This window comes from Cupriavidus gilardii, from assembly GCF_017598945.1.
In the GTDB taxonomy this organism is placed as follows: domain Bacteria; phylum Pseudomonadota; class Gammaproteobacteria; order Burkholderiales; family Burkholderiaceae; genus Cupriavidus; species Cupriavidus gilardii_E.
In genome coordinates, this window is the sequence record NZ_JAGFTW010000017.1 from 17143 (window position 1) to 28365 (window position 11223).

Genomic DNA, 11223 nt, shown 5'->3' on the forward strand with positions numbered 1-11223 from the left:
AGGCTCTCGCCGCGTTTTACTTCAATGGTCCAGGGGCAAAAACGCGTGGTGTAGGGCGATGGCCTCGGATGGCGGGGTTCGCGCATGCCGACTTTGCCACGTTTGCCCCTCAATGATCATGGCTGGCGCTAGGCGGTCCGCGTGGCGCGAGACACGGGACAAGTAGGCGTTGACGCCGCGCACCGCCGCTGCACAGGTGCCCGAGAGCACATAGCCAACCATGAAACCGACCGCGTGGTTCCCACCATACTTGCCGGCAGCGAATCGATCGACGCCTTCGATCACGTACTCGCGACACAAATGCGTATCCGATCCGGCGATCCGCTTGCATTCGATGATGGCATGGGGATCGTGCTCCTGCGTGCGCAAGAACACTTCGATTAAAACCAGCGGAATGTCGGTGCGCCCATCCGGCAGCACCACGCTGGGCGTCGAGCGCGACTCGGTGCCCGGCAGCACGACCAACTGCAAGGGCGAGTTCTTCAGTGCATGGCGCATGCCATCGCGCAAGCGCTCGGTCATCAGTACCTCACCTGCGTCGGTGTTCACGTCTGCGGCCGCACACGCGTGCTGCCAACCTGCTGCCACCGTCACCAAGATAGCAGCCACCACCTCGGGAGCCAGTTCGATGAACTGCCTGCCAAGGGCCGATGACGTCTCATAAGGAATCCTCAAGCGCGCCCCCCTACAAAACTCTCCGCCACAACGGCATCGGCATCCTCCAATGCGGCAATGTCCATCCAGTGACGGCGCGCTGCCGGCTTGATGATGACCACCTCGTTGCGCCCGTGCACGCGCAGTTCTCGCTCGGCACTGACTGCCGTGGCAATTTTCACTTGCAGACGATTGCCGATTCCCGCCAGCACGTCGCGCAACTTCCCGCCCGGACGGATCATGGACACGCTGCTCTTTCCCGGCCCCTCCTCCAAAATGAAGCGCACGACGCGAAGCGCGGCCTCCTTCGGCAGATCGATAATCTCTGCGCGCATATGCCGCTTCTTGCGCACAGAAAGCCACGCGTCCATGACGGACAGGAAGGTCCCTGCATACGAGGTCACTTCCACGTTACTGTCCGATGGCGCCATGGCGGCTTCACGCCCCTGCTCCCATTGCCAGCCCGCACGCAATAGTCCGTCTTGGATCACTACGCGGTCGGCCTGCCCTAGCTCATACAAATCGAACACGGCATCATCCAAGGCCTTCCAGTCTTCGGCCTGGACTTCGCGTTCGCGCAATGCCCGTGCGAGCACCAGAAGCCGCTGGCCTGCGGCCGAACTGACGGCGGACGAGAGCTCCGGCACCGGCAGCATCTCAACGTCTCGAATCAGCAGCTTTCGCTTGTAGACGCCGAACTCGGAAGCAGTCAGGCCGAAGAACCACGAAGCCAATGCGGAACTCAGAATCATGGCGAGTAGATCGGCCACCGGCTTCTGGCGCGCAGGCAATGACGCTGCGAAAAATGCGTCGGTGAAGATCAGATCCTGTTCAGCCACCGCCACGATCGCCCTTGGCTGAGCGAGCAGCATCTCCTTGACGATCAGCAGGGGCGCCCGATAGATTTGGCGTGCGCGCGGTCGTTGCGCCTTGGCATGGTGGTATCTCGCAAGACCGTCGGCAATCTGGAAGTGCCGCATATCACGGGTCTGCAGCAGCCCCAATCCGTTGAGCTCGCTGGCATCGAGCGTCCAGTTTTCCCGTTTGCCTTGGGTCAGCCCATCTCGGAATTTGGCATTCAGGACGGCAAGCCGCTCCCCCAGACTGCCATGCGTCATCGTCAGCTCATCGAGCAACATCAGATCCCGGCGACGCCCCACCGCGGCCGCTTTGAGCTTCAGGGGCTGCTTTTCGATTTCACCTAGGGTGAGCTTGAGGATGTCACTTGGAGCGACTTCGAACGAATGAGTTTTCGCGCCGCTGGGTGTCCATGGAATCTGCACGACGGTGATCTGATCGGCCCGCTGCTCGGACCGATGACGGGCGAAAAGCACCACTGCCGGCATCGTGGCGGTGGCGAACAGCCAGCTGCACAAGTTCGATAAATTGACCAGCGTCACCGGCGCCAGCATGCGCATGACATGGTGGGCCGCCTTCATTCCCGTGCCACTGCGGCTGAAGAACGGCGTGGCGCTCAGAATCACGCCAAAGCGAGTCTGCGCATGCGAAAACTCGGCCGCCCGCAGTACAAAGTCCAGGCCCTCTCCCCGCGGCTGCGTGGGTACCCCGGTGGTCATCGCTTGGCGCCGTGCCTGCGTACCGGATTGTCCCTTGAAGCTCCAGGGGGGATTGCCAACAATCAGGTCGAACTGCCTGAGCCCCGTCGACGTGGTTAGCACCGCCTTGCCGTCGCCTTGCCGTTCGATGGTCCTGGCATCGCCCACGAGCAACGTTCTGCCAATCAACGGCTCGAATTTGAGCGACTGTGATGGCTGCGGATCCGGATCGAGTTCGAGCGCGGCCAGGTACAGGCTGAAGGCGGCCACCCGGATCGCGGCTTCGCTGATGTCCACACCATGCACTTGTCCATAGAGGGTGGAGCGAATCAACTCCCGCGTGGGCGGTTTGCCACCGGCGCGCAGATACACTAGGCGCCGCAGTGCTTCGACTAGGAAGACCCCTGACCCGCAGGTCAGATCGAGCACCGATTCCCGTCCCGTCAGGCCATCCATGACCTCGTCGAGAATCAGCGACACGACTGACAGGCGCGTGTAGTGCACGCCGTTGCGCAATGCCTCCGATTTCTGCCCGTTCGCGTCCGGATCGGCATGCGCGAACTGTTCATAAATCGAACTGATCAGTTCGACCGGGATGACGTCGAACTGATACGGGAAGAATGTAAGCTGGCCAGTTTGCGGATCGACCGCTTCGAGGAACTCGGCGACGCGCTGCAAATGCTGAGCGGCCGGCGTCGTTCTCACCGACGACGGCGGGAACATGTCCCCGTTAAAGGTTTGCGCCAACCACTGAAACAGCTTGGTTGTAGCACTGCGGTCGCGCAGAATCGCCGGCAGCGCCGTGTAGCCGCACACGCGCCGCAGGCGCGCGGCACTGACGATGCCGCGGTCAATCAGGTATTGGGTAAAGATCACCCGTCCGATCAGCGCTTGCGCCGCGCTGCGTACCAGATTGCCGGCGACCAAATCCCGTTCGAGAAAGGCCAGGTCCGAAAGCAGCTTCTGGTCGACACCGGTCTTGCGATCCACCGCCGGTACTTGCGCCCAGAACTGACCGGTTTCAATCGCCAGTCGCCCGGCCAGTTCGTCCAGTCGATGCAGGGAGTCTTCGATCGTTTCGAAGCGCCCGATCAAGTGCTTTTGCGCGTCGCCCTCCTGCAGCGGGGTACCAAAGCCGTTGTACAAGTCGATGCGCTGGGGGGAAACGACCCACAGCAGTGGCGAAAATCCTTCGTTCCATACTTCACGCCGCCATTGGCTGACAACGTCATCGGTCGGGGGAGTCGCCTCGAACTTGAAGTAGACCGTCAGCGCCGAGGCGCTACGCCATGATGCATCCGGCACGAAGGCGCGGCCGCGCCGGGAAGCCTGGGCATCGCGGCCCAGTCGCAGGCCGGCTGCGGGTTGTCCGTCGGGAAGAAAACCCGTTGCCGCAAGAACGTGCTCTAGCGTTGCCGATATCACGCCCGGCTCCGTACGGCTTCGGGTGGAAAGGGAAGCGCAGCTTGCGCCGGCGCGCTCATCGCGGGCAACACCTGTTGTTGCAAGCGGGCAATCAACGGATCGAGCGCAACCACCAGTGTCGGTTCCGTCAGTACGTCTTTGCCGCTCCACGAATCGGCCCCATGCAGGCTGGCCGTGGTCGGTGTGACCAGCACGATGGCGCCTTCCATCAGTGGCGCGCTTGCGGCGAGCACCCGGAACAACGCATCCACACCGACACTGACCGAACCGATGTGAACGCCCAATGAACTAACCAACGCCTGGGTGACGGACAAACCGAGCAAGTCGGCGAAGCTAAAGCGGGCCGCTTTCCCCGTCTTCGAAGCGAGGTAGGGGATGGCCTTGCGCCAATGCCTGACGGTTTCCGTCGACACCCCGGTGAGGGTACGCATTTGATCCTGCGTGAACTGAATAGCGGTAACAGTCGGCATTCGCGTTGCTAACAACATAAATATGCGTTGATTCTCCCATGTACTTCCGTTTGAGGCAACGGCATACTGCGATAACAATCGCGGCACGACGGAGTTCCATGCGGGCGACGCTGGAATGACAAGACATCTACTAGGCCACAGCCGGCGCTTGACACGGCCGGCTTGGTCTTCGACGGCGCGGTCACCCTCGCTCTGCTGGTTTCCTTGGAGACCGGGGGCAATCTTGCGCTGACGCTCGAGCGCAGCATCTCCCGCACCCTGCAGGTGCATGACTTGCGATCGCCGGCGTCGCAACTTCGTTGCAGGAACCCGCTGTCGTGTCGCTGCCCGCCTCCTGCGGGAGCGCGCCCTCTTCGACTTCGCCATCAATGCCCAGGACACGGGATCATTGTTCGTCAGCGATGCGCAAGGCAAACTTGCGCTTTGACTCGCAGCAGTGGCCGTCAAGTCGCTCTACGTCGCACATCGCGATTACTTTTCAGGCGCGCCACTGGGATTACGCCGGGCTGTATATCAGCCGGCCGTTTCAAGGGCGCCTGCAGCCGAGCGATAAATTCCTGGAGCTGAGCCGGCGCCTGATTTCGCCTGACGGCAGCCCGGCGCTGGGTACAGTGGCGTAACCCCTTGCTAAGCCCACCGGAGGCCGGGATTGCCGCTGACGGCATGAGCGCGCTTGCCCCGCTTGGCAACGGGGGCACGGTATAGTATCGACGGGGTGGCAACGTCGGGAGCATCGGATGCGAACAAGAATACGGAAGTCGGGCAAGGGCGCCTCGCTCCGGCTCCCGGCCGAGATCGTGGAAGCGGCCAGGGATGAGTATGACGTAGAGGCTCTGATCACCGGCATCACACCTGAAAACCGCCACGGTGAAGTGGATTTCGGCCCGGCCGTGGGCCAGGAACGGCAGACCTCCGGCCATCAAACGGCGTCTGCCCAGCCCCATTCACCGAGCAGACGCCGGCCCTGATGGCTGCCGGCCACCGCGGGCACAGCGGCTCCTCTTCCAGGCTGCTATACAATCGATGCATGAAACCCGTGGATGGCTCGCGCATACGCTATGGCGACCAAGTGCGCCTTGCGTTGATTGATGGCCATCACTATTCGATGGCTGAGGCGACGCGCGCTTGTGGTTTGTATGGTGGGCTGATTGAAACAGGGCGCCGCCTCGCCAGCCCGGCGTCACTCGTAGCGGTGCAGATCGCGCGCCGCGACCGCGCTGCCGCCAGTGCCCTGCAGCTGGAACGGCGCGGCAAGGCACCTCCGCGTCGACCGTCTTAGCCCGCCTGCCGTCACAGGCGGGCTTTTTGTCGCCTCACCGTATCGGCAGCCGATCGGTGCGCTTCATCCCTGGTCGCACCAGCCTACTCGCTACGGCCGACTGACCCAGAACATCCGCAAAACGCGACCACGATGCCCAACGGATAGCTGCCGGCCCGGTGGTGCCCTGATTTCGGGACCGTAGACGGTTGACGGCCGCCGGCGGTCCCTCGTGCGCCCGGCCCGCCAGCGCCGCCCCTCACCCTCGAGACTGGTGGTCGGCCGATCGCCAATGCAGAAGCGACGCTCCCTGTTCATCGCTGCGCAAGCGCACACAGTAGAGGGGATCCTGGCGGTGGGAAGGGTGGCTGCCGGCTTCAATATCGTCCAACCAGCGCGTGATGGCGCGATGCTCGCTATCGATCTCCCAGCGTGCGGCAGTCCGGAACAGGTCAAGCAAAGGGGAGTCCCGATTCCATTCGCAGCAGGGCCATACCCGTTGCATGAGGTAAAGATAACCGTCCGGGGACACCTGCGCTCCCTCCTTATAGGAGAGCACGCCAGCATCGCGCATCGCGTGCGATTCCTTCAGAAAGCGATACATCTCTTGCTGCGCGAGCCGCGACGGCAGCGCCCTGCCCTGGCTTCCCCAGTCCAGCTCCAGGTCCTGCACCGCCACTTCAAACGGGCATTGCAACGGCTCTTGTCCCAACTCATCAGGCTGGGTCTGGATCCAACAGAACGCGCCGAACCCGGCGTTGACGCGCTCCCACCGACACCCGCAGGTGCCATGGCGCTGCCGGATCTGCTGCTGAACGGCCTGGCAGTACCACGCTGGCGAGCCTTCGGACGTATCGCCGCTGTCCTTGTAGAACGCAAACAAAGAGTCAAACCGCAAGCCACGTTCGCCAAGACGCGCCAGCTCGCGACTGACTGCGCGCGGAAAGCGCGCCTGATGGACGACCCACGCGCCACCGCGGTCGGCAAGCAGTGGCTCGAGCTCGGTGGGCAGGGGGGCAAGCGTATGCAGCTGGCCAAGGGCCTGCGTCATCGTGACTGCGCCACGATGCGTCCCTGCCTCGGACCGCCACAACTCGCCTGCCTGCATCCGCTTGGAAGCGTCGCACGCGTCGTGCACCCACGCTGCCAAGGTCAGCAGCGCCCCGGGCTCGCGCGTCGGAAATCCGTCCGGGGCGAAGTGCGGCCAAGCGGCGCAATGCCCCTGCATCAGGCGCTTGAACGCCCCCAGGCGGCGCTCGCCTATGTTCCCGGTCCGGTTGGCCGGTACGGTGGTCAGCGCCGTCAGGTGGATGGGGCACTTGGTTAGCCAGGGCACCTCATGCAGGTAACTGTGATAGCCCTGTTGCGCACAGGCTGCGCAATACCGGACGCTCGGCCCCTGACTGTAAGCCGCAGGGGGCGCATAGGTGCCGCACTGACGAAAATTGAGCGCGTGCTGGAGGACATCGGCCAACCGAGCCGGGTCCTCGCCCAAGAGCGAAGACACCCGCGCGACGTCATCATCGGAGGCGAACCCCAGATGGCGCGGTTCGACGCCCAGGAACGCGGTGCCGGCCCGCACGGGGACGCCATTGAGCGCACAAAACCTGGCGACGAACGACAGCGCCGACTCGTAGGGGCGCAGATTGTGTGGCCACCAGTTGACCGAGGGATAGCCCGCCACTGCTAACTGCCCGCGGCGATGATTCTCATGTGGTCAGAGAAATTGGTCTTGGCCAATTCTCTGAGCCAATTCTCGTAGCAGGTCGCCTCGTCCCAGTCCATGCCGCGGGCCAGTTGGAACAGCACGCTCTCGGTCGCCTTGGCAACGTGTTGCATCGGAAACTCATGCCGCCGTCGCGCCTGCTGCGGTGACAACTCGACCAGGGCGTTCCAGAGAAGCTTGGCGCTGCCGGCCAGCCGGCGCCCGCGGGCAAAGTCCTCTGGCGCAAAATACGCCAGAAACGGCACCCCGCTGTCGACCGGCCATTCGGAGTCGACGTCATAGCCGTTCAGCACATACTCGACCTCCCGCACCGAGCGCAGACCGTGAAAGCGCGCATGGGCTGCCATGAAGCGGGCGGCCACGTGCGCGTTGCCGGTGCTGGCCATGTATTCATGGCGATAGTTCAACTGATGCGTGCCGACCGAGAAGACGCTGAGCAGGTAACCGTCGTAATCGAGATCGTTCTGCAGGCCCACCAGCCACTTCCACTCGCGCAGCGTCAAATCCTGCGCTTCGTCAATCAACAAGACGACATAGTTGCGACACGCATTGTTGGCGATGGCAATGAAGCGTTGCCGACAGAGATAGGCCGCCTCGACCCGCTTGGGCACCTTGGCCGGGTTGACGAACTCGAAGTGCGACGCCATCAGAATCTGATGCCAGAACGCCGCTTCGTTGGAATGACTGTCGGGGCGTCGGCTCCATACCACCAGGGGCACGACTGCGCTAAATCGTTCCTCCAGCACCTTGCCGACATACCACTGCACGCAACGCGACTTGCCGAGCCGCGACGCCCCATAGATATAGCCGCCCGGGCGCTGCTGATCGATCCATTCGCCCATCTGCTCGATCATGGCATGCATCGGCGGCGTGTAGACCGCATACTGCTTGGTCACAATGCAGTGACGCGGATCGATGCGCTCAGGCAGCGAGAACGACACGTTCTACTCCGTTCGCGCCATGCGCCGCGGGGGAAGCTCACCCTTCCGATCCGTGCCCAGGTCACCGGTTGTGTCAGCCCGTGTCACGGCCGGCGCGACCTCGGGCGCCTGTCCACCTCGGGATGACCCGCCGCGACCGCGCTCCAGTGCGGCATCGAGCATCACGGCACCAATGGAAAGCTGGGAGGCGGCCGCCAGGATGCGCCTGGCTTCCAGGTACGCCGGATGAACCGGGAGCTTCTTGTGCGGCTGCATCTCGACGTACTGGATGAAGGCTTCGATCGCATCGCCGCCGGGGGAAATCGCAAACTGGCCTCTGGCACAAGCGCGGCAGATGGCCGCGCGTACCGCCAGGCTATGCGGCGATAAGTGCCATGGCGGCGCTGCGCGCAGCACCCCCAACGGCACACCATCGAGCGTTGAGGCCAGCGCAACGCGGCAATCGTCCTCTTCATGGCAGATCACCCAGATCTCGGTGCCCACCAGATCCTGCCGGTTGTGCAGTACCTCGTTGCTGTAGCGGCCATAATGGAAGTTCACGTACGGTGCCCGCCCCACCGCCGCGCCGCCCCTGACCACACAACGCCTTCTCACGCTAAACAAGCCTTGCATGGCGGCGGCATCCACCCGGCGCCACGTCTCGCCGCCATGCCGATGCAGGAAGGCCGCATACTGCAAGGGCGTCCGGTTGCCAATGCCGCGGTGAGGGGTAGCGTTATAGTTGGCGATCAGCACGCCCAACAGCTCTTCGGCATATTCGTACTGGAAGCGGCTGGCCAGCGCCACGCCGTCTGGCTCACGGCCCTGCCGATCTTGCGGCTTAGCCCCGGTCGTGTTGGTCAAGCGCTGAAAGCCACGTCCGGCGAGGTTGCGGAAAAACGACTCAATGAACGGGCGATCGTCTTTGCTTCGTCGTGCCGCGAACGAATTGCGCGGCTCCAGCAGGGTCGAACCCACGGCCTGTTGGAGCGCAGCGCGAACGTGCTGGCAGGTTTCCGCCAGTGCGCCGTCGACGCTGGTTTCATCCCAACACAGCCCCACAAAGTCCTCGCCGAGCGAGCCAAGCAGCCCTGCGCCAGGCAAGTATGGGGTGTCGGAAAAGGTCACGGGACGCAGCTTCGGCCGGCTCAGTCCGGTCTTGATTGCCCGCAGGACATCGTCTTTCGAGACTTCTCGCCCGGTGCTGAAGTAGTAGCCAACCACCGCGCGCGAGACCACCTCGAGGATCACAATCACCCAGAGCCGGTGCACGATCTTCTCCGTGAAACCGCCGCCGGCGAGCGGCAGCGACACGCAGAAGCGACCGTCCAGTTTGTGCGCGTCCATTTCGACCCGCTGCATGAACCGCAGGGCCGGCCGACCGGATCCATCGCCGGCCTTCAGCTTGCGCACCAGATCGGCTCCCCCGATGCTGGCCGCGAGCGATTTCGGGTCCGAGGACAGCACCTGTTCAACGAAGCGACAGATCGTGAAGTAAGCGCGAGTCGATGTATTGAACGGCCAGTCGCCGCGCGCCTCATAGCCGCGCTCGCGCAGTTGGTCAAGAAACCACAGCCAATGCCGTCGGGGCGATCGCTTGGCCTCGGATAACCGTTTGGACGATGGGCTGGAGCGAATCCGGGATTCGAATGACAGGCGCAGTTCCGGGTGCGCATCCAGCGTGGCTTGCAGCGCTCCGGCTGCCCCGCCGCCGAACCGGTCGACACGGATTTTCGTGCGGCGGCGGTATGGCCGTACTCTTAGCCACGGCACCAAGCCACGCCAACCATACGGCTGGCCATCTGGATGCGCCTGAAGACAACGCTCGGAAATCAAACGATAAACTTGCTTGTCACTGAACGAGGTCAGACGCTTGATGGTGTGGGCGTCGGCGCCGGAAAGATAAAGCTGGACCGCGTGTTTTCTGGAAAAGTATAAGGCGCGCCGCGGATCGTCGAGCGCGCCCTCGTCTGGCGTTGGCCAACCCGACGTGTCGACGCGTTGGCCACGAACGACTCGCCCGCCGCCGTAATGTTCATCGTTGCCTGGATCCATGAAGCGGTCCTCGACTTGGCAGGACGGGCGACATTGCCTAGGAAAACGTTTGAACGATAGAAGGCTTGCACGAGAATGCAAGCGACGCATCGGGCCAGGGCTGACACGCAGTCAGGCTAGGCGCGTCTCACAGGAGAAGTCCGTAGTGAACTTGCTACAGCCTTTCCCACCCCGTCTGCCGACCGTCGCTGCGGTCCTCTTCCCGACAGTCGCGCGAGGCTGGCAAACTTCCCCAGGACACCAGCAAGCGAGCGTCGTGCCGGGCGGATACGCCCAGTTCATCGCCTGCCGCTCGATCTCTGCACAGATTTGTTACAATTTTTAACTCGATGAGCCAGCCCTCTTTTCATTGTGAGCGGCAATGGGAAACCCCGACGAACTAAGCAGAGAAGAGCTGTTGCTCCGCCTCATCGAGCGCTACGTCATGATTGGTGGCCGTTACTACCGTGACATACCGGCGGAGCAACAGGCGCAATACCTACCCGACGTCTGCGAGAGCGAATCGTATCGATGTGAACGGTTGCGACAGCTGCTATATGAGCACGGCGCATTTCGAGGAGTGCCCTTCCGAAAGGGACCGATCGAGGTGATGGACGCCTTTATCGCCGAGGGTCCGCAGCGGCTTGCGGCAGAGCGCGAGAGACAGCGCGCCAGTGCCGAAGAAGACGAGCAAATGCGGAACCGACTTCTTGCACGGCAAAGAGAGCGCGAACCTCAGATTGACAAGACCGCAGACAAGCACCGCCGGCTGAGCTGGCTACCTTATGAGTCGGGGCCCGAAGGCCAGATTCTCGACCTCGTCAGTGCAAGCGTCAAGAAGTTGCACGCGGTCCAAATCGCCAAGCAGCTCGAGATGGAAGTAGCCGATGTTCTGGAAGGACTGGCGTCGCTGATCAGGTCAGAACGCATTATTGCGAGGGGCGACGGCACGTTTAAACTGGCAGACGAATAACCTGCCGGGGAGACACGCCCCTTCGCACGCTACCTGACAGACTGAAGATGTAACATGGCCGCCGTACATCCAAAGAACACTTTAAGTTGAACCGTTCAACGCAGTAACAATTTTCTGCAACGTTTGTTCAACTAAATTTGTTACTAGGCAAGCGACAAGCAGCGTCACGCCGTCAGTGCGTGAGTAACAAAATTACGCAAAACAACG

7 protein-coding genes are annotated in these 11223 nt (G+C 62.6%); 1 reads left to right on the forward strand and 6 read right to left on the reverse strand.

Features of this window, described 5'->3' with window-relative positions:
• Positions 1-21: 21 nt before the first annotated feature.
• The 6 genes from J5T34_RS07860 to J5T34_RS07885 form a co-directional block, all read right to left on the reverse strand.
• Positions 22-675, reverse strand: a complete 654-nt coding sequence (locus tag J5T34_RS07860; RefSeq protein ID WP_244258755.1) for a hypothetical protein — start codon at positions 673-675, stop codon at positions 22-24.
• Complete coding sequence (locus J5T34_RS07865) at positions 672-3635, reverse strand: HsdM family class I SAM-dependent methyltransferase (RefSeq protein ID WP_116359805.1); 2964 nt, start codon at positions 3633-3635, stop codon at positions 672-674. The genes J5T34_RS07860 and J5T34_RS07865 overlap by 4 nt, the downstream gene beginning before the upstream one ends.
• Positions 3632-4105, reverse strand: a complete 474-nt coding sequence (locus tag J5T34_RS07870) for a MerR family transcriptional regulator (protein ID WP_116359804.1) — start codon at positions 4103-4105, stop codon at positions 3632-3634. Before J5T34_RS07870 ends, J5T34_RS07865 begins: the two co-directional genes overlap by 4 nt.
• A gap of 1517 nt (positions 4106-5622) precedes the next feature.
• Positions 5623-7047, reverse strand: coding sequence for a TniQ family protein (locus J5T34_RS07875; RefSeq protein WP_116359802.1), 1425 nt, complete (start codon positions 7045-7047; stop codon positions 5623-5625).
• Between the two features lie 2 nt (positions 7048-7049).
• Entirely contained in the window at positions 7050-8030 is a 981-nt protein-coding gene (locus tag J5T34_RS07880) for an ATP-binding protein (protein ID WP_116359801.1), read from the reverse strand.
• Between the two features lie 3 nt (positions 8031-8033).
• Positions 8034-10064 (reverse strand): hypothetical protein, encoded by a 2031-nt coding sequence (locus J5T34_RS07885; protein WP_208579259.1) that lies wholly within the window; start codon positions 10062-10064, stop codon positions 8034-8036.
• Positions 10065-10425: 361 nt separating this feature from the next.
• Here J5T34_RS07885 and J5T34_RS07890 point away from each other — a divergent pair, with 361 nt between their 5' ends.
• Complete coding sequence (locus J5T34_RS07890) at positions 10426-11016, forward strand: hypothetical protein (RefSeq protein ID WP_053821746.1); 591 nt, start codon at positions 10426-10428, stop codon at positions 11014-11016.
• The last annotated feature ends 207 nt before the right edge of the window (positions 11017-11223 follow it).